Below are 23792 nucleotides of genomic sequence, written 5' to 3' on the forward strand. Positions count from 1 at the left end.
AGTTGGTCATAGAACATCGCTTTAATACAATGGGTAAAAGACCTGAAAGCTTGCTATTTTGGTTATTAGATAGAATATTTGCTCTGATACTCCTTCGGCGACATTCCCTCATGCCGTTTGAAATACCTGCCTAGATACGACTGATCGGGAAAACCGAGCCGGTCGGCTATTTCCTGAATCGTCAGTTCGGTGGATTGAAGCAGCACTTTTATCTCCAGGATGGAGAAGTCGTCAATAAGCTTTTTGGCAGCTTCACCCGTCACGCTTTTGCAGATACCTGTCAGGTATTTGGTGGAGATACAGAGCTTGTTGGCGTAGAAGGTTACTTCCCTTTCAGCGATGCAGTTTTCGTGCACCAGTGCGATGAATTTCTTGAAGATTTCATCCTGCCGACTTCCTCCTTCTATTTCCTGCCGGTCGAAGTAGCGGTAACACTTGTCATAGATATCCAACATAAACGACTGGAGGTGATTTTTAGCAATTTGGTTGCGGAAACGATTTTCGCGGTCGTTGTATATAGCGGTCGTGGCACGTATTAACCCATTGATAGCTCCGGTATTTTCTTCCGGAAGTACGTAACACGGCTTTTCTTTGATGAACCGGAAGAAGATCGGCTCGAAACGCAGGCAGGCTTCACGAAACATTTCTTTGGGGAATCCGAAGAAAGAAGCTGTGAAATCACTGCTGCTGCCGTTGACGCGGATAATCGTTCCCGGCAAGAGCACGATTTGAGTATTTTCGACAATTTCATAGTCTTTCAAGTCGATCGTGACGTGTGCCCATCCGCTACGGCAAAAATAGATGGCACCCCCTTCCAGTTTCCATAGGCGTTGCATAATTGGAGACAGGTTTTCGTCCATTCCGGCTACGAACGGTTCACGAAATATGGCCAGGCTAGAGTTTTTTGATTCCATTGTTATTCTTATTTTGGGTACAAAAATAGCACTTTTTCACTAAATATCGGTTTTAATGTTCCTAAAATGAACAAAACTGAAGATGCTAAGTTCAGTTTTCAATGAAGAAAACAGTCTACCTTTGCCGCGTTCAAAAATATTTAATAGGTAACAGAAAATGAGTAGAAAGGTATGTAAAATGAAGCAGGGATTATTGTTGCTCTGCTGTATGATTGCTGCGACAGGCTGTAAACAGGCTCCCCCGGCACAAATGGAAACAGAATACGAAGTGATGACCGTTGTTCCGGTCGACCGGATGATTTCAAGCGCCTACTCGGCAACCATCCGCGGACGCCAAGATATTGATATTTATCCCCAGGTGAGTGGTACCCTGACTAAAGTCTGTGTGACGGAAGGTCAACGCGTGAAGAACGGACAGACGTTGTTCATCATCGATCAGGTGCCGTATGAAGCTGCTTTGCAAACGGCAGTGGCAAACGTTGAATCGGCAAAAGCCTCTCTGGCTACGGCACAACTGACGTATGACAGTAAAGAGGAACTGTATAAAGCGAACGTAGTTTCCTCTTTCGATTTGAGTACCGCGAAAAACTCCCTACTGGCTGCCAAGGCACAGTTGGCGCAGGCAAAAGCACAGGAAGTGAGTGCCCGCAACAATCTTTCTTATACGGTTGTGAAAAGTCCGGCAGACGGTGTGGTGGGTACATTGCCTTACCGCGTAGGTGCTTTGGTAAGTTCCGCTCTTGCCCAACCGCTGACAACGGTTTCCGACAATTCGGATATGTATGTTTACTTCTCCATGACGGAAAACCAGTTGCTGGGACTCATCCGCCAATACGGTTCCAAAGAAGAGGCGCTGAAAAATATGCCTGCCATCAATCTGCAACTGAACGATAAATCGGCTTATTCCGAACAAGGACAGATCGAGTCGATTAGTGGAGTGATCGATCGTTCGACGGGTACGGTCAGTCTGCGTGCTGTTTTTCCGAATAAGGAAGGATTGTTGCATAGCGGTGGTGCGGGCAACGTGATTGTTCCTGTGCAGAAAACGGGAGCATTGACCATTCCACAGGCTGCCACTTTCGAAATACAGGATAAGAGATATGTATATAAAGTAGTGGACGGTAAAGCTCAATCAAACCCGGTACAGGTGACTCGCGTCAACGGCGGTCGGGAATTTATTGTAGATGAAGGGCTGGTACCGGGAGATGTGATTGTGGCCGAAGGCGTAGGATTGCTTCGTGAAGGTACTCCGGTCAAGGCGAAGGCTGCTCAAACTCCAGTGGCAGGAGTGACAGAGGCAATCAACCAATCCTCATTAGCGGAGACGACCGCTCAATCTCTGTCGGCAGAGACAGCCACGACGTCTCCGGCAACAACTACTGAAAATTAAACCAAGGAGGAATCATTCATGAATTTAAGAACCTTTATAGAACGCCCCGTATTATCGGCAGTCATTTCTATTACGATTGTTGTAGTGGGTATCATCGGGCTGTTCAGTCTGCCTGTTGAGCAGTACCCCGATATTGCTCCGCCTACCATTATGGTGAGTACTACCTATTATGGCGCCAGTGCGGAAACGTTGCAGAAGAGTGTAATCGCGCCTTTGGAAGAGGCGATCAATGGGGTGGAGGACATGACCTACATGACATCTTCCGCCACCAATGCCGGTTCGGTGAGCATCACCGTCTATTTTAAGCAGGGCACTGATCCTGATATGGCGGCTGTCAACGTGCAAAACCGTGTGTCGCGTGCTACGGGACAGCTTCCGGCGGAAGTAACCCAAGTCGGTGTGACCACTTCCAAGCGGCAGACGAGTATCTTGCAGATGTTCTCCTTGTCCAGTCCGGACGAGAGTTATGACGAGAACTTCCTGTCCAACTATATCAGTATCAACCTGAAACCACAGATTCTCCGCATCTCCGGTGTGGGCGATATGATGATTATGGGTGGTGAATATAGTATGCGTGTATGGATGAAGCCGGATGTGATGGCACAGTACAAACTGATTCCGTCCGACATCACCGGCGTGCTTGCCGAGCAGAATATCGAATCGGCAACCGGTTCGTTTGGCGAGAACTCGAATGAAACGTACCAATATACGATGAAGTATAAGGGACGTCTGATTACTCCCGAAGAATTTGGCGACATCGTCATCCGTTCTAGCGATACTGGCGAGGTGTTGAAACTGAAAGATATTGCCGACATACAACTGGGACAGGACAGCTACGCTTACCACGGTGGTATGGACGGCCATCCGGGTGTGTCTTGTATGGTGTTTCAGACGGCAGGTTCCAATGCGACGGAAGTAAACCAGAACATCGACAAATTTCTCGATGAGGCACGCAAGGATCTTCCGAAAGGAGTGGAGCTGACACAGATGATGAGCTCTAACGACTTCCTGTTTGCTTCCATTCATGAGGTGGTGAAGACGTTGATCGAGGCAATTATCCTCGTGATCCTTGTGGTGTACGTTTTCTTGCAGGACTTCCGTTCCACATTGATTCCTTTGGTCGGAATCGTTGTGTCTCTGGTAGGTACGTTCGCTTTTATGGCGATAGCGGGATTCAGTATCAATCTGTTGACACTGTTTGCGCTCGTGCTGGTGATCGGTACGGTGGTGGATGATGCCATTATTGTCGTCGAGGCGGTGCAGGCGCGGTTCGATGTGGGGTACAGGTCGTCCTATATGGCAAGTATCGACGCGATGAAAGGTATCAGTAATGCCGTTATCACTTCTTCACTGGTGTTTATGGCGGTATTTATTCCGGTGTCCTTTATGGGCGGCACTTCCGGTACGTTTTATACACAGTTCGGGTTGACGATGGCGGTGGCAGTAGGTATCTCGGCCATCAATGCGTTGACCTTGAGTCCGGCTTTGTGCGCATTGCTGCTCAAGCCTTACATCAATGAAGACGGAACGCAGAAAAACAACTTTGCAGCACGTTTCCGTAAGTCTTTCAATTCGGCTTTCGATGTGATGGTGGATAAATATAAGACGATTGTATTGCTCTTTATCAAGCGCAGATGGCTCACATGGTCGTTGCTGGCTTGTTCCGTAGTGTTGCTTGTGTTCCTGATGAATACGACAAAGACCAGTCTGGTGCCCGATGAGGATCAGGGGGTGATTTTCGTCAATGTAAGTACGGCGGCAGGCAGTTCGCTCACTACGACGGATGAGGTGATGGAACGTATCGAAAAACGCCTGATGGAAATCCCCCAACTGAAGCACGTGCAGAAAGTGGCCGGTTACAGTTTGCTGGCCGGACAGGGAAGTTCGTTCGGTATGTTGATTCTCAAGTTGAAGCCGTGGGACGAACGACCGGATGACGCGGATAATGTGCAGTCGGTGATCGGACAGGTGTATGCCCTTACGGCCGATATTAAAGATGCCAGTGTGTTCGCCATCTCACCGGGTATGATTCCGGGCTACGGTATGGGTAATGCGCTTGAGCTTCACATGCAGGACAAGATGGGCGGTGATATCAATGAGTTCTTCACCACTACCCAGCAATATTTGGGAGCGTTGAACCAACGGCCTGAAATAGCAATGGCTTATTCGACGTTCGACGTGCGCTATCCGCAATGGACGGTAGAGGTGGATGCGGCTAAATGCAAGCGTGCAGGTATCACGCCCGACGCTGTGTTGAGTACGCTGTCCGGCTACTACGGTGGTCAGTATGTGTCCAACTTCAACCGTTTCTCTAAAGTGTACCGCGTTATGATTCAGGCCGATCCGATGTTCCGTCTGGACGAGACTTCGCTCGACAACGCTTTTGTGCGTATGTCCAATGGTGAGATGGCTCCGTTAAGCCAGTTCGTTACGCTGACCCGCAGCTATGGTGCGGAGTCGTTGAGCCGTTTCAATATGTATAACTCCATTGCGGTGAACGCGATGCCGGCCGATGGATACAGTACGGGAGACGCGATCAAAGCTGTGCAGGAAACGGCGGAACAGTCTCTTCCGAAAGGTTACGGCTATGACTACGGAGGTATCACCCGTGAGGAAAACCAGCAAAGCGGCACGACGATGATTATTTTCGGTATTTGCTTCCTGATGATTTACCTCATTCTAAGTGCGCTCTACGAAAGCTTCATTATTCCGTTCGCCGTTCTTTTGAGTGTGCCTTGCGGATTGATGGGTAGCTTCCTTTTCGCCCGGATGTTCGGACTGGAGAATAATATTTACCTGCAAACGGGGCTGATTATGTTGATCGGTCTGCTGGCAAAAACGGCTATCTTGCTGACGGAATATGCTGCCGAACGCCGTAAGGCCGGTATGGGACTGATTGCTTCTGCTGTCAGTGCGGCCAAAGCCCGTTTGCGCCCGATTCTGATGACGGCTTTGACGATGATTTTCGGTCTGTTCCCACTGATGATGTCCAGTGGAGTAGGAGCTAACGGTAACCGCTCATTGGGCACGGGAGTAGTTGGCGGTATGACTATCGGTACGCTGGCACTGCTCTTTATCGTGCCGACTTTGTTCATTGCTTTTCAATGGTTGCAGGAACGTCTCCGTCCCGTACAGAGTGCCCCTACGCATGATTGGCAGATTGAAGAGGAAATCAAAGTGAGCGAGGAAGAAAAGTCCAGGGCTGGAAAAGAGTAATTCTGATTTTTAGACAGAAGAACATAAGTACAAAAGATAAAGTCGGTGTAGTCATATAATTAATGTAATCATATAATCGATGTAATTAATGTAAGTATATCACCATCATTAGTTTATATCATAAATTCAGGTACAGATTAGACAGTTGCTTAATAACAGCCATCATTCGAGGAACCATGTAATCCGCGTAATCCGTGCCTGATAATATAAGATGAGTATGCAAGAATACTTAGTTGATATAATGAATACAATCATTGTAATAGAACGTTGACAATGACTTCAATATTTGTTCTTTTGTTCTTCTGTCTGAAAGATAAAATAAGCATTTAATTAGGATACAGTGAATCTGTCCTCCTCATTAGTTTATATCATAAATTTATAGTTGAATGAGAAAAATAATAATTCTGTCCGCAGCAACACTCGTTTTGAGCAGTTGCGGTATCTATAATAAATACAAACCGGTATCGGAAGTCCCCGAAGGACTTTACGGTAGCGAATCAGTTGCCGCCGCCGATACGGCAAACTTCGGCAACCTCTCGTGGCGGGAGGTCTTTACCGATCCGTCTTTGCAAAACCTGATTGATTCGGCACTCGTGCGCAACACCGATATGCAGACTGCCCACTTGCGTGTGAAAGAAGCGGAAGCTACCTTGTTGACGTCCAAACTGTCTTATCTGCCTTCTTTATTCCTTGCGCCGGAAGGAGCTGCCAGCAGCTTCGACCGTGGAAAGGCGACGCAGACTTACTCTCTGCCCGTGACCGCTTCGTGGGAACTGGATATTTTCGGAAAAGTGACCACCGCAAAACGTCGTGCGAAAGCCGCTTACGAGCAGAGCAAGGAATATGAACAAGCCGTAAAGACACAATTGGTGGCATCCGTTGCCAACACCTATTACACTTTGTTGATGCTCGATTCGCAATATGAGATAGCTGTTGCCACCGAAGCTGCGTGGAAGGAAAGCGTGAACGCCACCCGTGCCATGAAAAAAGCCGGTATGGTGAACGAGGCGGGACTGGCGCAGACGGAGGCCACTTATTATAATATATGTACCACCGTGCTCGACCTGAAAGAGCAAATCAACCAGACGGAGAATTCACTGGCGTTGTTGCTGGCTGAAACTCCCCATGAGATACAGCGTGGCAAACTGGGAAACCAGCAGTTGCCGGAAAACTTCTCCGTAGGTGTTCCCTTGCAGATGCTTTCCAACCGTCCCGATGTGCGTAGCGCAGAATTCTCGTTGGCGCAGGCTTTCTACACCACAAATGCCACCCGTGCCGCTTTCTATCCTTCCATCACGTTGAGTGGCAGCGCAGGCTGGACCAACAGTGCGGGTAGCATGATTGTCAATCCGGGTAAGTTTCTGGCTTCCGCCGTAGCTTCTCTGACGCAGCCTCTATTTAATAAAGGCGCCAACATCGCCCAACTGAAAATAGCGAAAGCCCAACAGGAGGAAGCCCGCCTTAGCTTTGAGCAAACCTTGCTGAATGCAGGTGTGGAAGTGAACGAGGCACTGGTACAGTATCAGACTGCCCGCGAGAAAGCCGACTACTATGACAAGCAGGTAGCCTCTTTGCAAACAGCCGCCAAGAGCACAAGCCTGTTGATGAAGCATGGCAACACCACTTATCTGGAAGTGCTGACGGCACAACAGACGTTGCTCAACGCGCAACTGTCACAAGTGGCGAACCGCTTTACCGAAATTCAGGGTGTGATTACGTTGTATCAGGCTTTGGGTGGTGGCCGTATGTAGGGAGGTATGTTTAAAATGGATGGCATCCGTTACATTGACTAACATCTGGTACCTGATCATTTGAATGTTTGTGTATGAAGAGAAAGAGGTGGGCTACCCTGTGAAGGGGAACTCACCTCTTTTGTTTTAGCTGTCTATGTCATATAGGTTAAGAAGGGTTTCTTTAATTCTGTCTTTTTTTCTCTCTATATCAGAACACTCTTTTTTGTTTACCATCAGGTAAGAACTGATTTCTATAAATTCGTAATGTTCAAAACGTTCTTTACCAAATAATTGGGTAGCCATGTTTTTGTATAATCTGAACCTTTGATTGTTGGCTCTTCCTTCTATTTTGTTAGATTCTAAATCTAAACTTTGAGCACCATTTATCACAAATGAAGCTAGTGGGAATTTTTGTAAAATGAGAGGGACAATGCTGGCACAAGTCATAAATATACGTAGAGTTTCTGTATAGTTGTGCATTTTGAGAATTCGGTTATATTTATTATCGAGCTTTTTGTCTCTGGCAGCATAAAACTTGATGGCAAAAATATCATTGGTAACTTCAACCCTGACAATGTATTTTAGTCTTTGACAGATATCTTTTCTGTTTGAGTAGAATTTATAAATATATGCAAAATCAAAAGCGTCACCAACATTTGGTGACGCTTTTTGAATAAATATCATCTTATAAGGCCTTATATTATCCAGCATTACGGTACAAGTCTTATACTTGTATTTACAGGAATATTTGTTTCGTTTACACGATTCCCGTTTCCGACAATTTCTTTGAGAGACACAGTTTTATATTCGCTTATTGATTTCCATCCAAGTCTCTCACCTTTGCTCTTTTTGGTGTTGTTAGCAGCCAATGAAGCTTCTTTCTGTTTTTTTAAACTGTTTCCCATAATTAATGTCTCCTTTAGAGCTATGCCCCAAATATCTGTTTTGGAACGTAATAATGTTATTACTCCGCAAAAATAACAAATATATTTGCAAGAGAGGGTGGCTGATTGTGGATTGATGAGTGCTTTTAACTTCTTTTGTCTAATTACTCTATAACTCTTCGATCATGCTTAAAGGTAAATCAGTACATTCGGCAATAGATTGGTTGTCTATCCCTTTGGCTTTCATGTTCCGGGCTATTTGTAGTTGGGCTTTTTGGGCGCCTTCTTTCATCCCTTTTTGTTCAGCTGCATCCATTGTCACCAAATAATCGCGGTACACCTTGACGCTATTGTCGTATCGCTCCCTGTCTTCCGGAGACATGGAAGCCACATCGGCGATATCTTCCAATTTCTCGAAGACAGCTTTTCGTGCCTTCAACGGCAAGATAGGTCGATCTAAAATCTTATTTCCACTCATCCGGGCGTTCTATTACATATCCGTTTGGTAGCTGCACTTTTTGGGGCAATATATGTTTCTTGAATATATTAAAAGCGCCATCAAGTTTACGTGTGCCATCACTTAGGTTCGATAAATTAGATGAATATCTGTTAGGAGGAAAATATACATAGACCTTTTGTAACGGGTTAAATTCTCTTATCAGCTCTACAGGTGGTATTAAATCGCTGTCTGCTGATACAATGATAGCAATGTCACAGCGCTTTTTATAGGCGTCCGACAGAATCTTTGTAGCTATTCGTACATCTGTCTCTTTTTCTTCAAAAGAATGAATGATACCACCACAATAACGGCATTTAATCTCTTTTTTGAGGTATTTACCCAATATCAAGTTAAATTTAGGGTTACATTTGTTTGCTTGAAATAGTTTATCTTGCCTATCGTGTTTGCCTGCATCTGTTGGACGAGCTGAAAAATAATTGACTTCTACCAATTCTTGATAGGACTTTAGAAAACTATTAAAGAAGCTGACTAAATCCAGCCAATAACACATTTTCCATTTTTTAGACTTCAGCCCGTAATAGAAATTAAAACCGTCTACATAGACTATTACTTTCTTTTTGTCTTCCATAGCGTTATATATAAAAAAAACCCATCTTTAATTGATGGGTCAGCCTTAGTATTTCTCAACTAAGGGGGGTAATTTGTACCACAAAGGTACAAATCTTTTTTAGAATAACAAATTGATAGGTTCTTTTTCTTCCTTTTTTATGATTTACTTTATTCTTTGGTTTCTCGAGTTACAAATACTGGCTCTACAAGTCGAGGCCTTTTCCTTGTATGATAAGAAGCGATAGTTCTTGGTTTTCTATCTTTCTTTGCCTGAATTTATGATATAAACGAATGATGATGGCATGTTTCGTTTTTATATTCAGACTTTTTCCCGGTTTATCTTCCCCTGATTAGCTTTTTCAGTGTCCCGTTGTATGTGTTTTCAAATTCCGTCGGATGATTGAGCGCCCAAAGAATGTAATCACCCGGTTCGTTCTTTTTGAGTAGGGTAGGGCGGTATTGGGAACTAAGGATTTTCCATAAAATCCCGCCGGGACCTCCCAGTTCTTTACGTCGGGCAAGGGCGGCAATCGCTTTCACTGTCTGTTCGTTCCGGATACCGATTGTTTGCATATTTAGTAGAAGTATAGCTTCCGATCCCCCTCCCGTTTGCATCCCTTCCGAAATCGTTTTCGGAGCTGTTTCTAAGACTGTTCCCGGAGCTGTTTCAGAAATTGTTTCAGAAACCGTCTCCGCAATAGATTCCGTTTTTTCTCTTCCAATCGATTTATCCAAAGACAAACCCTCTACAACGACAGGCGAAGCCTGAAAAACGCTGTTTGACGGAACGGGCGGCATTATCCTCTCATTCTTTTTTTCGCATTTTCCTTGTCTCTCTGTCTCTTTGTCTTTTTTGATTTCAGATTTGATCTCATTTTCCATATCCATTTCCTGTTTACCTTTGATATCTGTATCCGTTTCCTCTTTTGTTTGTGGCATTGTTGTAGCAAAATCATGGGATTCTGTTACATCTTTAAAATCTTCCTTGATAAGCCAGAAATGTTCCAGAGGTAATTTGTATTTTCTCCGGCTGTCGGTGATGATTTTATGATATTGTTCCTGAATGGCCTGTGAAGTCAATACACCGTACTCCTTATATATAAGATCGTCGAACAGCCCCACCGCCAGGCAATCATCAATAATGGCCTGCATTTCCTCCTCCTCGCAACACGCTTCCTGGGCGATGTCGAAGAGCGTGTCTTTGTTCCACGAAATATAATAACCTTTCTCTTTATAAATGAGGCAAAGCAGTGAAGTGAGCGCAGCAATCCCTGCCGCATGGTGGCGACAGGAGATGCGGCGTACTTTTCTGTCTTGCAGAAAATTGACATCGAGGGGAAAATAATCTAATCCGGGTTTGGAAATGCGGGCCATGATGATAAATTACTGATTGTAAATAATTGATAATAAATAACTGATAATTATTGAATAAACTCCGCTTTTACATCGAAGCAGGGGCAGGATTTTATATACTCGTTCGGTGAGATAATACCGTCTCCATTAAGGTCGGGACTGGTGTCCCGATGTCCTATCACCTGTTGCAGAGAAGGGAAGACAAGGCGCAAATCTTCTACCAGCCGGACAAGTGCTTCACGCTGCGCTTCCGTTCGTGTGTCGGCAGGCCGACCGTTCCTGTCCAGTCCGCCAATGTAGCAGATACCGATAGACCGATGATTCCATCCCGTGCAATGTGCTCCGTCGAGGGCAACATCCCTTCCCGGTTCAACCGTGCCGTCGAGACGGACGACGAAGTGATAACCGATAGAACGGAAGCCGCGTTGACGATGCCAGCGGTCGATGTCGGCAGCGGTAAAATCCTGTCCCGCACGAGTGGCGGAACAATGGATGATGATGGTGTCTCTCATTGTGAAATCCTCCTTTCTTGTTTGCGTATAGTAGGGGAGGTGAATCCGAAGGCGGCAGCCTCCTCTGCAGACAGTTGACGGTAATATTGCTTTGTCACCGAGTGGTGCACCGGAGTGAAGGGAGCGTGAATCGGTGGTACAGCCGTATCCGTTATTGCCAATGAGTTTAAAAAGACAGGCAGTTTGGATAAAGCCGATGAATTGGCAAAGGGAACCTTCATGAAATCGTTTCCCCGATGTTGCCTTGCACGTAGGTTATGTAGCCATACACGATCCGGATGTTTCAGTTGCAGGATGAGCCAGTGTTGGTGTGACGGTTTCAGGCGTTCCTCTCTGCCCATTTCTTTCATAGACGGATAGGCACGTAAAATGATTCCTTTCGCATCCGTTACGGCGCAGGGAGTTTTGCGGGAACCTGTTCCGGTGGGGCGTAATCCTGTGCGGATGGCGTGCATCGTGTTGGTGTATGCATCGCACCATTCAAGGTTTGACACGTGGTTGTTCATTGTGTTTCCGTCAAGGTGGTTTATTTGCGGCAGATGTTTCGGGTTCGGAATAAATGCTTTGGCAATTAAGCGGTGGACGTTGTAATCGGTACAAATTCCTTTATTCAGGAGTGATACCGTTTCATAACCGGTTCCGATGATTTTAGTGCAAAGAATTAACTTCGATTTGCCCTTGAAACTCAATACCCGCCCATGATCTGAAATCATATAGTCGGGGTTTTCTTCAATAAATCTCCAATTTTCCATACTTGATACTGATAAATGTTAATAAAATTATACTCTGTTAAAAAATAGTCGCTTCTCTGAATTTAGCAAGGAGAAACGGCGTTTCCTGCATCTGTTAAACGGCGCTTCCTAGTGTGGAAAAGCGGCGTTTCTTGTATGTGTTAAACGGCGTTTCTTGCTGTCTTCATCTTGCTCTGTAGGAGGTTCGAGCCGTTCGGCACAGTGAATGAGAAATTCTAATTCTTCCCGGCAGCCTTGAATCGCTTCTTGCAGGGAGTCTACATTATACTGTCTGCAAAGAGCTTCCCACTCTTTTCGTTCTTGCTGATTCATTCCTTTTTCTTGTAGGTTCATTCCACTTCGATATCCAGAAAATTTTCAGCATGAAAGGTGCGCCAGCCTTTGGCATCGATGTCGTAATAGACGACAAATGTGTTCTCCGGTTTCGGTGTGTACGGGCGGCGGAAACTATGTTCGTAGCCGATGAGTGTGCCGGTGGCACGACGGATGGTTCCATCCTGCTTGGTATATCGGAAACAGACGTTTCCGTGATGCATTTGTCGGATAAGCTTTCCTATCCGGTGAGCCGTGACGAGTGCATCGTGTCGGCTCATGCCATTACTTTGCCGGATGACAGCGGCCTGCTTCATAAGCCGTATCCGTTGAAGTGAATGATTCTTTTTGATTTCAGTCATTTTTTTTATTCGGTTTATTTTTGATTACGGTGGCAAAGGTAGAAGATGAGTTGCGTAAAGGTTGTCCAAGCTTGACGCATAAAAAAAGAATGGATACGAATGTGTCATGCTTGAATGAGTCGATGCATTAAAAGATTCGACCTTTTTTTTTTGATTATGGCAGTTGGGTAGAAAATGGGTACCTCCAAATCTATCCATATTTAAATTTATTCATGGAATAAGAACGAATGTGTCATGCTTGAACACAAATGTTAAAAGAAATATCGGACTTTTGTGGAATAATATAAAAATAAATTATGAAAAAGGAAAGCAAGAAATTTAAAGTAAAAAGTAGAGATAAACAGAGTAAAACAACCGGTGTCCGTCATAGTGACGACGATGTGAAGAAAGCGGTGGTGGATCGTATTTTTAAGATAGAACAGTTGAATAATATTCCGGAAAGATATGTGGCGAACCATTCGAATTGTTCGCGCTCTTCAATAGGACGTATGTGTAAATGTAAATTTGACGGTCAGAGTCCTATCCCCGATTGGACAACTATTCATAATTATTCTGCTTGTATCATTGGAAAGTCTGAATTTATTCCCGGATTTCCCGAAGTGTTGTGTCATGTTTTAAATCTAATTGTTGACGATTCGGCAGATATAGACTGCACGGTGGATAATGACTGCCATATAGACATTGAAATTCGATTTCATACCTCCAAAAAACTGGTTAAGGATCCTATGGAAAAGGAAGGAGATAGGGAGAAAGAGGAACAATAAAAAGTAGAATTAAAGACGAAAATAGAAGGAATGGACTAATGATTACCAAGTTCTTGATGAACTTGGTACATTACTAATCACGAACTTTCCATCAAGGTCAGTGGTAGTTCCGATAGATGTACCTTTAATTACAACAGATGCCCCTATGACAGGTTGATTGTCTTCCTCGGAGAAGACAACGCCTGTTACCTTTTTAGAGGTTTGGGCAATTGTCAGGCTAATGCTTGCTAATAAGCAAGTTAATAACAGCGTTAGTTTTCTTTTCATATAGTTTTTATATAGTAGAATAGTCTGTTTTGTTATTTAATTATTTGCAAAAGTAAGCACATTTTTAGAAAAACAAAGAAAAATATGAAAAAAAATGCGAAATTGAACTGTATAGACAAAATACTATTGATGAAAAAGAAATGCAGATGAAACGAGTGTGTAAAAGTGAATTTCTATGCCTTTGTGATGGTTGATAATTCAAAAGAAGTTTCTTTTTGATATTTAAATGTGATAAAATAGCCTGATAAGATGTTTAATAACACATGAAAAATCATTAATTAGCATCTATCGGTAGAAAAAGGATAGTTTTCGGGAAGATTATGAATTTCGTGACCGTTATCTTTTATATTGTCACTTGGAGTTCAGGATAAAAGCTATTTGGGAACTGGAAAGGTCATTATATAAAAGATATTTTCTACCTCTTCAGTAAACCGGTAAAAGACGAAAAAAGTAGATTAAAGGCAAAAAAAGAAGATTATTTTTATCTTATAGTTCCGCATTTGTTTGCTTGTATTCTCTTTAGGTATCTTCTTTTTTATGTTTATTAAAGACTTTATATTTAGATATTTGCGGAGGAATGGGCTATGAAACGTATAAGTTCATCAAGAACTTTGCGAATCACCTATGTCGGCATGAAGCCGCAGGATGTTCCTATTAAGCCGGGGACAATCAAGGTGATGATGAAATCCGACTCCGAAGTATTGCAGGAAGTGGTGGTGACCGGTATGCAAAAGATGGACAAACGCCTGTTTACGGGAGCCACCAAACAATTGGATGCCGATAATGTGAAACTGGACGGTCTGCCCGACATCAGTCGCGGCTTGGAAGGTCGTGCGGCAGGAGTTTCCGTTCAGAACGTTTCGGGTACTTTCGGTACCGCTCCTAAGATTCGTGTGCGCGGTGCTACTTCCATTTACGGAAGTTCCAAGCCCCTTTGGGTAGTAGACGGAGTGATTCTTGAAGATGCCATCGACGTAGGTCCCGACGATCTTTCCTCCGGTGATGCGGAGACATTAATCAGTTCCGCCATAGCCGGGCTGAATTCCGACGACATCGAGAGCTTTCAGATATTGAAAGACGGATCGGCGACTTCCATTTACGGTGCACGTGCGATGGCAGGCGTGATTGTGGTCACCACCAAAAAAGGCCGTGCCGGAGTCAGCAAAATCAGTTATACCGGTGAGTTTACCACCCGTGCCATACCCAGTTACAAAGAATTCAATATCATGAATTCGCAGGAACAGATGGGTATCTATAAAGAGATGGAGCAGAAAGGCTGGCTGAACAGTGCCGACCTTTTCCGTACCAAAGACACGGGAGTGTACGGTCGTATGTATCGTCTCATCGACGAGTATAATAACAGCAACGGCCAGCGCGGACTTCTCAACACCCCCGAATCCCGCAATGCTTATCTCCGTGAAGCGGAAATGCGTAACACCGACTGGTTCGACGTGCTTTTCACCAATGCCATTTCGCAGAATCATTCCGTCAGCGTCACCGCCGGAACGGAAAAATCATCCTTCTATGCCTCGTTGAGCGCTATGCTCGATCCGGGCTGGTACAAGCAGAGCAAAGTGAAGCGTTACACAGCCAATGTAAACACCACCTATAATCTTTATAAAAACCTGTCGATCAACCTGATTTCTAACGCTTCCTACCGTCAGCAAAACGCACCGGGAACGATGAGCTCTACCCTCGACATCGCTTCCGGAAAGATGTCACGCGGATTCGATATCAACCCTTATTCTTACGCGCTCAATACGAGCCGTACGCTCGACCCGTCTGCGGATTATATCAGCAACTACGCTCCATTCAACATTCTTCACGAACTGGATAATAACTACATCGAAATCAACATGGTAGATGTGAAATTTCAAGGCGAGCTGAAATGGAAAGTGATTCAAGGACTTGAATTAAGTGCCCTCGGAGCTGTGAGATACCAGACCTCGTCGCAGGAACACAACGTGCTCGACGATGCCAACCAAGCCGTTGCCTACCGTACCGGTATGGACGACGCCACCATCCGCGAACAAAACGGATTGCTTTATAAAGACCCCGACAATCCATACGCCCTGCCTATCACCCTGCTGCCCGAGGGGGGAATCTACCAGCGCCAGGACCGCCGTATGTTGGGGCTCGATTTCCGCGGAACCCTCTCATGGAATCACCTTTTTGCCGAAAAACACATCACTAACTTCTTTGCCGGTATGGAAGTGAACAGTCTTAAAAAGGCATATTCTTCCTTTCAGGGCTGGGGAATGCAATATTCGATGGGGGAAATTCCTTCCTACGTCTATCAGTTTTTCAAGAACGGAATAGAGTCCGGTTCGCGTTATTACAGTCTGGGGCACTCCGAAACCCGTAGCATTGCGAGCTTTCTCAACGCCACCTATTCTTATGACGGCCGTTACACGCTCAACGGAACTTTTCGTTATGAAGGAACCAACCGCATGGGGCGCAGCCGTTCGTCACGCTGGCTGCCCACGTGGAACTTGTCCGGTGCGTGGAACGTGCATGAGGAAGCTTTTTTCAAAGTGCTCCAACCCACTCTTTCCAACCTGACTCTGAAAGCTTCTTACTCTCTTACCGCCGATCGCGGTCCGGCGGAAGTAACCAATTCGCAAGCCATCATCCGCAGTTTCTCTCCCTATCGTCCTTTTACCGATATCCAGGAAACGGGACTTTACATCGAGGACATCGAGAACAGCGAACTCACCTACGAGAAAAAGCATGAACTGAACATCGGCATCGACCTCGGTCTGCTCGAAAACCGGATCAACTTCTCTGCCGACTGGTATCAGCGCAACAACTATGACCTGATCGGTGTAGTTCCCACGCAGGGAGTAGGCGGTTTCATCAACAAATACGCCAACGTAGCCACGATGAAATCCCACGGTGTGGAGTTCACCCTTTCCACCCGCAACATTCGCACGAAAGATTTTTCGTGGAATACGGACTTTATCTTCTCCTACGCCAAAAATGAAGTGACCCAACTGAAAGGACTCACCAGCATGATGGAACTGGTATCCGGCAACGGTTTCGCCCGTGAAGGCTATCCCGTGCGCGGACTGTTTTCCATCCCTTTTGCAGGGCTCGACGCGGACGGTATTCCACAGTATCTGATTGACGGAAAACTGACCACTACCGGTGTCAACTTTCAGGAACGGGAGAAACTTGATTATCTGAAATATGAAGGTCCTACCGACCCTACTGTCACAGGAAGTTTCGGTAACGTATTCACTTACAAAGGCTTCAAACTGAATGTCTTTATGACCTATTCTTTCGGCAACGTAGTTCGACTGGACCCTGTGTTCAACTATAAATACTCCGACCTCACCGCCATGCCGCGTGAGTTTAAGAATCGTTGGACGGTCTCCGGCGATGAGGCGAAAACCAATATACCAGTGATTATAAGCGACCCGCAATATCAGGCGAATACCTCGCTCTATCTTGCTTACAATGCTTACAACTACTCTACGGAGCGTATTGCCAAAGGCGATTTCATCCGTATGAAGGAAATATCACTGATGTATGAGTTCCCGAAAAGCTGGATTGCTCCTGCCAAAATCTCCAACTTGTCGCTCAAGTTGCAGGCCACCAACCTCTTCCTGATTTATGCCGACAAGAAACTAAACGGGCAGGACCCGGAATTTGTGAATACCGGCGGTGTAGCATCGCCCGTACCCCGCCAGTTCACCCTCACCCTGCGCCTGGGACTATAAGTAAAGAATCAGAGAATCAACCTAAAAAAATATACGAGAGATGAAGAAAAAAAACAATCATATACTCCCTGCACTGGTACTGACCGCAAGTTTAAGCCTGACCACCGTCTCCTGCAACGGCTTTCTGGATGAAATGCCGGACAACCGTACGGAGTTGAACACCGACCAGAAAATAGCCAAACTGCTTGTATCGGCGTATGCCGACGCGTCGCCCAACGAACTATTCGAGCTTTACAGCGATAACTCCGATGACAGTGGCCCTACCTACGGTTACTACAAGCTTTCCGAACAAGAGTGCTACCACTGGCAAGATACCAAGGAAGAATATCAGGACACGCCCAATTCTCTTTGGGGAAGTTACTACAGCGCAATAGCCGCCGCCAATATGGCGCTCGATGCCATCGAAGAAAAAGGAAATCCGGCGTCACTCGACCCGCAGAGAGGTGAAGCGCTCGTGTGCCGTGCCTACTGCCATTTCATGTTGGCGAATATTTTCTGCAACGCCTACGACACTCATGCCTCCCAATCTTTAGGAGTGCCATATATGGAAGAGGTGGAAACCACCGTATCTCCCCGTTACGAGCGGGGCACGTTAGAAGAAGTGTACCGGAAAGTGGAACGCGACCTCCTCGAAGGGATCGACTTGATTTCGGACGACAGCTACTCTGTACCCAAATATCACTTTACCCGTAAAGCCGCTTATGCCTTTGCCGCCCGTTTCTACCTTTATTATATGAAGCCCGATTTTTCCAATTGCGACCGTGTGATTGATTTTGCCACCCGTGTATTGGGGACTAATCCTGCCGATCTGCTGCGCAACTGGGAAGCGTTGGGTAATCTTTCCGTGAACGGAAACGTGCAGGCAGATGCCTATATCGCCTCTTCCAATGAAGCCAACCTGTTGATAAGCAGCACCGTTTCCAACTGGGGAGCAATCGGGAGTGACTATCTGATAGGTCCGCGTTACTTCCACAACCAGACGCTCGCTACCAGCGAAACCTGTCTGTCTTCAGGATTGTGGGGCAGTTCGGATTATTTCTATCTGAAACCTTTCTCCACCAACGGGTTTGTTGCCAGTATCCTGCGCAAGAGCGGGCTTTATGAGGGCACATACCTTTATTATATGCCGGTTTTGTTTTCTACGGACGAAACCTTGCTTTGTCGTGCCGAAGCATACGCGCTGAAGAAAATGTATGCCCAGTCGGCAGCCGACATCACGAGTTGGCAACGTGCCTATACCCGCAACAAATCGGTGCTGACACCCGAACAGATCAACACCTATTATGATAGGATGAGTTTTTATACTCCCTTCACGCAACAAACACCGAAAAAGAAACTGGCCCCCGACTTTACGATTGAAGAGGGAATGCAGGAAAACTTCATCCATTGTATTCTGCATATCCGTCGTATCACCACCCTGCACGAAGGGATGCGCTGGCCCGACATCAAGCGATATGGCATCCTGATTTATCGCCGTGACATGGCCAACCAGCGTGTCACCGACGAAATGCCTCCGAACGACTTGCGTTATGCAATCCAGATTCCGAGGAGTGTGATCGTGGCGGGTATACAACCCAACCCGAGAAGAAATTAACAAAGAAAAAAGTGGAAGTTATGAAAAAACAGCTCATTTATTTTTTGCTTGCCCTTACCGCAGTCTGCCTGGGAGCTTGCAACAATGACGACGAAATAGATACTGCGCACAGCATTTTCTCCACCGAGCCGGTGGAGAGGAACGCTTTCGACGATTGGTTGCTCGACAACTACACATATCCCTACAACATCGATTTCATGTATCGCATGAAGGACATCGAAAGCGACCATAAATACAATCTTGTACCTGCCGATTATGATAAAGCGGTGGCACTGTCCAAAATCATCAAGCACGTCTGGATGGACGCTTATGTAGAACTGGCTGGAATCGATTTTCTCCGCGTATATGTGCCTAAAACCTTTCATCTCATCGGATCGCCTGCTTACGAAAGTAGCGGGAATATGGTACTCGGTACGGCAGAAGGCGGAAAGAAAATCACGCTTTACAACGTGAACGACCTCAACGTGAAGAAAATCAATATCGAAAAACTGAACAACTATTACTTTGAAACGATGCACCATGAGTTCGCTCATATCCTGCACCAGAAACGGAACTTCGACCCTTCTTTCAACCGGATCTCGGAGGGGAAATATGTGGGAGCCGACTGGTACTACTACATGACTGCAGAGGGAGCCATGCCCCGTACAAACGATATAGCGTGGCCCGACGGCTTCGTGACCGCCTATGCCATGAATCAGGCGAACGAGGATTTCGTGGAAAACATAGCCATGTACGTCACCCACACGCAGACCTACTGGGATAATATGTTGAGGGCTGCCGGAGAAACGGGTGCAGCCACTATCAATAAAAAGTTTGCTATTGTTTACAACTATATGCGGGATACTTGGGGAATCGACCTCAACGAACTGCGCAAAATCGTACTGCGTCGTCAGCAGGAAATTACCGAAATTGACTTGAGTACGATTCAATGAGTATGAATTTTAATTATACATTATCACTATGAAGAAGAATATAACAATATACCTCTTGTTAGCTCTTGCCTGCCTGGGCTTGCAGTCATGTCTCTTTCAGGAGGAGAACTACTTTGACGATTCGTCTGCCAACCGTGCCACAGCCGATGTGAACCGGTGCAGCGAACTTTTGAAAGCGGCTCCGAATGGCTGGGTGATGGAATATTACATCGGCAAGGATTATTCGCTTGGAGGCATCACCCTGCTTTGCAGGTTTGATGGTCAGCGGGTGACAATGGCTTCGCAGATGTCGGAAGCAGATGAGACGGTCAGTTCGCTCTATAGCGTTAAGTCGGAACAGGCGACGATGTTGTCATTCGATACCTATAATTATCTGGTGCATTATTTCGGGCAGCCGCAGGGAAGTATGTCTGACGACCCGAACGGGACGCTCGGAGGCGACTACGAATTTATTATTTCGAGTGCTTCTGCCGAGCGTATCGAACTGAAAGGCAAAAAATACGGCAACCGGATTGTGATGAAGGCACTTACCGAAGACCAGACGTGGAAGCAATATCTCACCAAAATTAAGAAGGTGGAGGACGATGCTTTCTTTTATGAATATGATTTACTGATGGACGGACTCTACACAGGACAAATGATTCGCAGCAACTATACGTTTATCGTGACTTATTACGACGAAATAGGAAAAGTGCATCAGAAAACCGTGCCTTTTATGTTTACCGCCGACGGACTACGTTTCCATGAACCGGTAACGATAGACGGGCAGACGATGCAGAATTTTGTCTGGAAGAACGAGCTTATCAGCTTTGTCTGTACCGACGAAGGGGCTACGGGAGTCAAACTGGCGGGTGTCTACACTGCCGGGTATCAAAGCTATGATTATTATCCGGGCACTTATCAGATGGATTTTTACCGCCTGAACGATGAAACGGGACAACTGGAAGTGGCCTCGCAGGAAGTCCGGCTATTGAAGAACGAAGACGGGAAGAGTTACTGGCTCAAAGGGTTGGAATATGATATTCTGGTGATGTATGACAAGCCGCGTGGCGGACTTTCCGTCTCTCCGCAACTTCTCGAAAAGGTACAGGGCGGATATGTTTATCTGGCTATGTGGGACGTAATGAACGATTATGTGCTCCGCAATAAGTCTATCGGACTGATTAGCTATGCTACCACTAACGGCATTTACCTGGTGGACAATGGAGTCTGGATGGGGGAAGTTTCCGGATTCATCTTCGGAGTGTACAACTCGCAGGAGGAGGACGCAGCTTTCATCGGATACACGGATGCAGTTGCGTCAATCAGATTGGTAAAAAAAACAATAGAAGAATAGTATGATGAACAAGTTATTTATGATAGTAGTATCCGTATGCTGCCTGCTGATGACAGCGTGCGGCACGGAAAACGATGAAACGCCGCAGGGCTTCCGCATTGTGGACACGGATGTCGATCTGGTTGCCGGCGGTGGAACGGTGGAAGTGGCTTTGCAGGCTGCCGGAGAACTGACGGCTGTTTCCGGTGCGGACTGGTGCAGGGTGATCGAAGTGACAAACGAGAAAATCACATTACTCGCCAGGGCTAATTATGAATATGTGTCACGTGCCACGCAAGTGACCGTAAGCGATGGTAGCAACGAACAGAAGATTGTGGTGACACAGGCTGGTAATATTTTTGCGCCCGATACCGACCAACAGGTGTTGCGGCTCGGAAATGCTCCTTCACAGACTGTGGTGCGGGTCAACAGTTCGTTTGATTTCAAGGTGAGTATACAGAAAGGAGTCGATTGGGTGGAAGTCCCTACAGCCTCGAAAGAGGAAGGCTTCCTGCTCGTACTGAAAGAGAACAAAACCGGAAATCCGCGTGCCTGCCAACTGATGGTCAGTACGAATGAGGGACGGAAGTTTTTCTATTATGTCTACCAGTATGAAGCGAGTGACTTGCTCGGAGCATGGAGGGACAGCCAGATTTATGTGAAATGGGATACGAAAAAGATAGATAAGGCATATCGTCTCTCGGCTACGGAGGTGACGAAAGATGCGGAAGGTGATGGATATACGCTAAAAATGTCGTTAGCCGGCACTCCGGTGGCGCAGTATTTGAAAGATCCTTCGAAGGCTACGATTTCATTGCAGGCTACCTACGAGGATGGGGCTTTTGTAGTTCCTATCGGCGCAGCGCAGAAAGATTTTGTTCTGACGCAGGAGGTGGATGAAACAGCCAATAGTGCAATGAACAGGACAGCTGATGACACAGCACTGGAAGAGGATGTCGTTTTACAAACATTATACGGCTTTTCCGTAGCAGCTTCCTCCAACATTTATGCGAAAGGTAATTTCGGATTTGCTCCTGTGCTTTATCAGGATGGTTCTATCGGGATGAGTTATCAGGATGTAGCCGGTGCGCCGGAGAGCGGGTGTTATCTTGCGATAGCATTGTTCGACGGACAGCAGTTTTCTACGGCAGCATTGAAAGACTATATTCTTTTCCCTGACATTGCGCTCTTTAAATAGTTGGAAACTTGCAACTTATGAATCAACCGGATATAACGTTTCCGGAATAGATGTATGAAGAAAAGAACTACCGTTGTGAAACGGAATGAGAGGTTAATAACCCTCTCTTAATTTTAACTTTACATATATGACAGGCGGGGAGGACTACCCGTGTGGAAAACGGGAGTTTTTTTCCCGGGATTACTCCGCCTTTTTTATTGCCTCCAGGGGGACTACGGAAGTTCTTTTTAATGTTGTAACGATATAAAATAACTCTTATATGGATAAAAAATTAATGAATTTATTAGGTGTCTGGCTGTTCGCTGTTGCGTCTGTATGTGCGTTGACCGCTTGCAGCGACAATGACACAGAAAATCCGGAGGGCGAAAAAACCGGCGGAGAAAATGGAAAACCGACTCCTGAAACCGTAGAGTTTATCAACTCCAACCTGGTGTACTGGGGAGATGAAGACGGAGTGGGGACGGATCACTTTGTACTCACTCTTTATACGGATATGGAAGTGGATGCTGCCGGTAATCCGATAGGGCCGGGCAAGATAATGGCGTTCAGCCTGAACGTTCCTCCGTTTGCTTCCGGAACCACGGAGTTTCCGCTTCCCGAAGGAACCTTTGATGCGGCACCGAACGGATACACGTTTAATGAATGGACATTCAACCTTGGCTACATGAACCAGATGGATCTGCCAACCGGGAAAGTGGAGGTGCCTGCCGGTTCTTTCTACGGTGATGTGAAAGCACACTCCACCAGTGTCGATGCCGACTTGCTTTCCGGAGGTAAAATGACCGTGAAACGGAGTGCCGACGGCGAATATACAATCAGTGGCGTTTTGGTAGGTGACTTGTCGCTCAAACGTTATTTCACTTATACGGGAAAATTGACTACTATCGACCGTCATGGAAGTACGGAAGAAATTCCGAACTCTACGCTGAACGCCGATCTCACTCTGAACGAATGGGCGCAGGTCCGTCTGCAAGATAAGGCCGATTTTTATTATTTGCAAGACGAATCGTGCCGGGTACTCGAGCTCTACTTGGCAGAAGAGGGGGTAGGTCTTGCCGAAACATGGCCGACGGGCAACGGGAGAGTGCTGAAGGTGGAATTTTTTGTAGAATGGGCTACGGATGTAACACAAGGTATTCCGGCTGGTACGTATAAAGTAGTGGCACGTGACGAAGAATCGAAAGGTATCCTGCGCGAATTCCTGAAACCGGGAGGCATTGCTTCGGGTTATCCCAATGTATTTACGTATCCGGCAGGAACCTGGTACGAGAAAATATCCAACGGAACCATGAAGGAATATGCACGTATAGACGCCGGAACGATGACCGTGGTGCGTGACGGTGACAAACATACGCTGACCATAGACTTTATCGATTGTGATAAAGCACACCCGCATCATGTGCGTAGCACCTTTTCGCAGGATACTCCCATCAATGTGTTCGGCTATCATCCGTAAATCAGAACGGAGCGCCTCATTTGGGTGATGGCGTTATCTGTCCGATA

The 23792-nt window shown here is 46.1% G+C and carries 20 protein-coding genes and 1 pseudogene; 10 read left to right on the forward strand and 11 right to left on the reverse strand.

What is annotated here, in order from left to right; translation table 11 throughout:
• Positions 1–65: 65 nt before the first annotated feature.
• Positions 66–914, reverse strand: coding sequence for an AraC family transcriptional regulator (locus tag KTR06_RS09510; RefSeq protein WP_009038711.1), 849 nt, complete (start codon positions 912–914; stop codon positions 66–68).
• A gap of 157 nt (positions 915–1071) precedes the next feature.
• Here KTR06_RS09510 and KTR06_RS09515 point away from each other — a divergent pair, with 157 nt between their 5' ends.
• The 3 genes from KTR06_RS09515 to KTR06_RS09525 all read left to right on the forward strand — a co-directional run bounded on the left by KTR06_RS09515 (position 1072) and on the right by KTR06_RS09525 (position 7271).
• Positions 1072–2304 (forward strand): efflux RND transporter periplasmic adaptor subunit, encoded by a 1233-nt coding sequence (locus KTR06_RS09515; protein WP_217290280.1) that lies wholly within the window; start codon positions 1072–1074, stop codon positions 2302–2304.
• Positions 2305–2322: 18 nt separating this feature from the next.
• On the forward strand, positions 2323–5520 hold the full coding sequence (locus KTR06_RS09520; RefSeq protein ID WP_217290281.1) for an efflux RND transporter permease subunit: 3198 nt from the start codon (positions 2323–2325) through the stop codon (positions 5518–5520).
• A 386-nt stretch (positions 5521–5906) separates the two neighbouring features.
• Positions 5907–7271: a TolC family protein gene (locus KTR06_RS09525; protein ID WP_217290282.1), complete on the forward strand. Its 1365-nt coding sequence runs from the start codon at positions 5907–5909 to the stop codon at positions 7269–7271.
• A 126-nt stretch (positions 7272–7397) separates the two neighbouring features.
• Here the strand turns inward: KTR06_RS09525 and KTR06_RS09530 are convergent, their stop codons facing one another.
• The 9 genes and pseudogenes from KTR06_RS09530 to KTR06_RS09570 form a co-directional block, all read right to left on the reverse strand.
• On the reverse strand, positions 7398–7937 hold the full coding sequence (locus KTR06_RS09530) for a hypothetical protein (RefSeq protein WP_249225896.1): 540 nt from the start codon (positions 7935–7937) through the stop codon (positions 7398–7400).
• A gap of 26 nt (positions 7938–7963) precedes the next feature.
• The gene (locus KTR06_RS09535; RefSeq protein WP_117684039.1) at positions 7964–8158 is read right to left on the reverse strand and encodes a hypothetical protein; all 195 of its coding nucleotides are present in this window, start codon (positions 8156–8158) and stop codon (positions 7964–7966) included.
• Between the two features lie 148 nt (positions 8159–8306).
• Positions 8307–8582 (reverse strand): annotated as a pseudogene (locus KTR06_RS09540) (hypothetical protein); the annotation flags it as partial.
• A gap of 19 nt (positions 8583–8601) precedes the next feature.
• Positions 8602–9225 (reverse strand): NYN domain-containing protein, encoded by a 624-nt coding sequence (locus KTR06_RS09545; protein ID WP_015531486.1) that lies wholly within the window; start codon positions 9223–9225, stop codon positions 8602–8604.
• 317 nt (positions 9226–9542) lie between these two features.
• Positions 9543–10580 carry a DUF4373 domain-containing protein gene (locus KTR06_RS09550; protein ID WP_217290284.1) on the reverse strand — a complete coding sequence of 346 codons (1038 nt, stop codon included), beginning with the start codon at positions 10578–10580 and terminating at the stop codon, positions 9543–9545.
• Between the two features lie 47 nt (positions 10581–10627).
• Positions 10628–11071 carry an N-acetylmuramoyl-L-alanine amidase gene (locus KTR06_RS09555; protein ID WP_009038703.1) on the reverse strand — a complete coding sequence of 148 codons (444 nt, stop codon included), beginning with the start codon at positions 11069–11071 and terminating at the stop codon, positions 10628–10630.
• Positions 11068–11823 (reverse strand): HNH endonuclease, encoded by a 756-nt coding sequence (locus KTR06_RS09560; protein WP_217290285.1) that lies wholly within the window; start codon positions 11821–11823, stop codon positions 11068–11070. The genes KTR06_RS09555 and KTR06_RS09560 overlap by 4 nt, the downstream gene beginning before the upstream one ends.
• A gap of 108 nt (positions 11824–11931) precedes the next feature.
• Entirely contained in the window at positions 11932–12156 is a 225-nt protein-coding gene (locus tag KTR06_RS09565; protein ID WP_009038700.1) for a hypothetical protein, read from the reverse strand.
• The gene (locus KTR06_RS09570; protein WP_008770759.1) at positions 12153–12497 is read right to left on the reverse strand and encodes an SH3 beta-barrel fold-containing protein; all 345 of its coding nucleotides are present in this window, start codon (positions 12495–12497) and stop codon (positions 12153–12155) included. The genes KTR06_RS09565 and KTR06_RS09570 overlap by 4 nt, the downstream gene beginning before the upstream one ends.
• A gap of 296 nt (positions 12498–12793) precedes the next feature.
• On the opposite strand from KTR06_RS09570, the gene KTR06_RS09575 reads away from it, so the two are divergent.
• Positions 12794–13261, forward strand: a complete 468-nt coding sequence (locus tag KTR06_RS09575; RefSeq protein ID WP_008770760.1) for a hypothetical protein — start codon at positions 12794–12796, stop codon at positions 13259–13261.
• 42 nt (positions 13262–13303) lie between these two features.
• Here KTR06_RS09575 and KTR06_RS09580 read toward each other — a convergent pair whose 3' ends face one another.
• The gene (locus KTR06_RS09580; RefSeq protein ID WP_004314034.1) at positions 13304–13528 is read right to left on the reverse strand and encodes a carboxypeptidase-like regulatory domain-containing protein; all 225 of its coding nucleotides are present in this window, start codon (positions 13526–13528) and stop codon (positions 13304–13306) included.
• Positions 13529–14112: 584 nt separating this feature from the next.
• On the opposite strand from KTR06_RS09580, the gene KTR06_RS09585 reads away from it, so the two are divergent.
• The 6 genes from KTR06_RS09585 (at position 14113) to KTR06_RS09610 (ending at position 23745) form a co-directional block, all read left to right on the forward strand.
• Positions 14113–17250, forward strand: coding sequence for a SusC/RagA family TonB-linked outer membrane protein (locus KTR06_RS09585; protein ID WP_217290286.1), 3138 nt, complete (start codon positions 14113–14115; stop codon positions 17248–17250).
• A gap of 40 nt (positions 17251–17290) precedes the next feature.
• Positions 17291–18844, forward strand: coding sequence for a RagB/SusD family nutrient uptake outer membrane protein (locus KTR06_RS09590; RefSeq protein ID WP_217290287.1), 1554 nt, complete (start codon positions 17291–17293; stop codon positions 18842–18844).
• Positions 18845–18864: 20 nt separating this feature from the next.
• The gene (locus KTR06_RS09595) at positions 18865–19776 is read left to right on the forward strand and encodes a putative zinc-binding metallopeptidase (RefSeq protein ID WP_015531492.1); all 912 of its coding nucleotides are present in this window, start codon (positions 18865–18867) and stop codon (positions 19774–19776) included.
• A 28-nt stretch (positions 19777–19804) separates the two neighbouring features.
• Positions 19805–21112, forward strand: coding sequence for a DUF4302 domain-containing protein (locus tag KTR06_RS09600; protein ID WP_217290288.1), 1308 nt, complete (start codon positions 19805–19807; stop codon positions 21110–21112).
• 1 nt (position 21113) lies between these two features.
• The gene (locus KTR06_RS09605; RefSeq protein ID WP_217290289.1) at positions 21114–22289 is read left to right on the forward strand and encodes a BACON domain-containing protein; all 1176 of its coding nucleotides are present in this window, start codon (positions 21114–21116) and stop codon (positions 22287–22289) included.
• Between the two features lie 259 nt (positions 22290–22548).
• Positions 22549–23745, forward strand: a complete 1197-nt coding sequence (locus KTR06_RS09610; protein WP_217290290.1) for a hypothetical protein — start codon at positions 22549–22551, stop codon at positions 23743–23745.
• The last annotated feature ends 47 nt before the right edge of the window (positions 23746–23792 follow it).

The organism is Bacteroides sp. MSK.20.12, assembly GCF_019052435.1.
Lineage (GTDB): Bacteria > Bacteroidota > Bacteroidia > Bacteroidales > Bacteroidaceae > Bacteroides > Bacteroides xylanisolvens.

Coding starts and splice junctions, on each gene's coding strand:
- KTR06_RS09530 (WP_249225896.1), bottom strand. CDS start 7,937: ATGATATTTATTCAAAAAGCGTCACCAAATGTTGGTGACGCTTTTGAT.
- KTR06_RS09520 (WP_217290281.1), top strand. CDS start 2,323: ATGAATTTAAGAACCTTTATAGAACGCCCCGTATTATCGGCAGTCATT.
- KTR06_RS09510 (WP_009038711.1), bottom strand. CDS start 914: ATGGAATCAAAAAACTCTAGCCTGGCCATATTTCGTGAACCGTTCGTA.
- KTR06_RS09560 (WP_217290285.1), bottom strand. CDS start 11,823: ATGGAAAATTGGAGATTTATTGAAGAAAACCCCGACTATATGATTTCA.
- KTR06_RS09545 (WP_015531486.1), bottom strand. CDS start 9,225: ATGGAAGACAAAAAGAAAGTAATAGTCTATGTAGACGGTTTTAATTTC.
- KTR06_RS09610 (WP_217290290.1), top strand. CDS start 22,549: ATGGATAAAAAATTAATGAATTTATTAGGTGTCTGGCTGTTCGCTGTT.
- KTR06_RS09605 (WP_217290289.1), top strand. CDS start 21,114: ATGATGAACAAGTTATTTATGATAGTAGTATCCGTATGCTGCCTGCTG.
- KTR06_RS09550 (WP_217290284.1), bottom strand. CDS start 10,580: ATGGCCCGCATTTCCAAACCCGGATTAGATTATTTTCCCCTCGATGTC.
- KTR06_RS09600 (WP_217290288.1), top strand. CDS start 19,805: ATGAAGAAGAATATAACAATATACCTCTTGTTAGCTCTTGCCTGCCTG.
- KTR06_RS09590 (WP_217290287.1), top strand. CDS start 17,291: ATGAAGAAAAAAAACAATCATATACTCCCTGCACTGGTACTGACCGCA.
- KTR06_RS09555 (WP_009038703.1), bottom strand. CDS start 11,071: ATGAGAGACACCATCATCATCCATTGTTCCGCCACTCGTGCGGGACAG.
- KTR06_RS09565 (WP_009038700.1), bottom strand. CDS start 12,156: ATGAACCTACAAGAAAAAGGAATGAATCAGCAAGAACGAAAAGAGTGG.
- KTR06_RS09585 (WP_217290286.1), top strand. CDS start 14,113: ATGAAACGTATAAGTTCATCAAGAACTTTGCGAATCACCTATGTCGGC.
- KTR06_RS09515 (WP_217290280.1), top strand. CDS start 1,072: ATGAGTAGAAAGGTATGTAAAATGAAGCAGGGATTATTGTTGCTCTGC.
- KTR06_RS09570 (WP_008770759.1), bottom strand. CDS start 12,497: ATGACTGAAATCAAAAAGAATCATTCACTTCAACGGATACGGCTTATG.
- KTR06_RS09575 (WP_008770760.1), top strand. CDS start 12,794: ATGAAAAAGGAAAGCAAGAAATTTAAAGTAAAAAGTAGAGATAAACAG.
- KTR06_RS09580 (WP_004314034.1), bottom strand. CDS start 13,528: ATGAAAAGAAAACTAACGCTGTTATTAACTTGCTTATTAGCAAGCATT.
- KTR06_RS09535 (WP_117684039.1), bottom strand. CDS start 8,158: ATGGGAAACAGTTTAAAAAAACAGAAAGAAGCTTCATTGGCTGCTAAC.
- KTR06_RS09595 (WP_015531492.1), top strand. CDS start 18,865: ATGAAAAAACAGCTCATTTATTTTTTGCTTGCCCTTACCGCAGTCTGC.
- KTR06_RS09525 (WP_217290282.1), top strand. CDS start 5,907: ATGAGAAAAATAATAATTCTGTCCGCAGCAACACTCGTTTTGAGCAGT.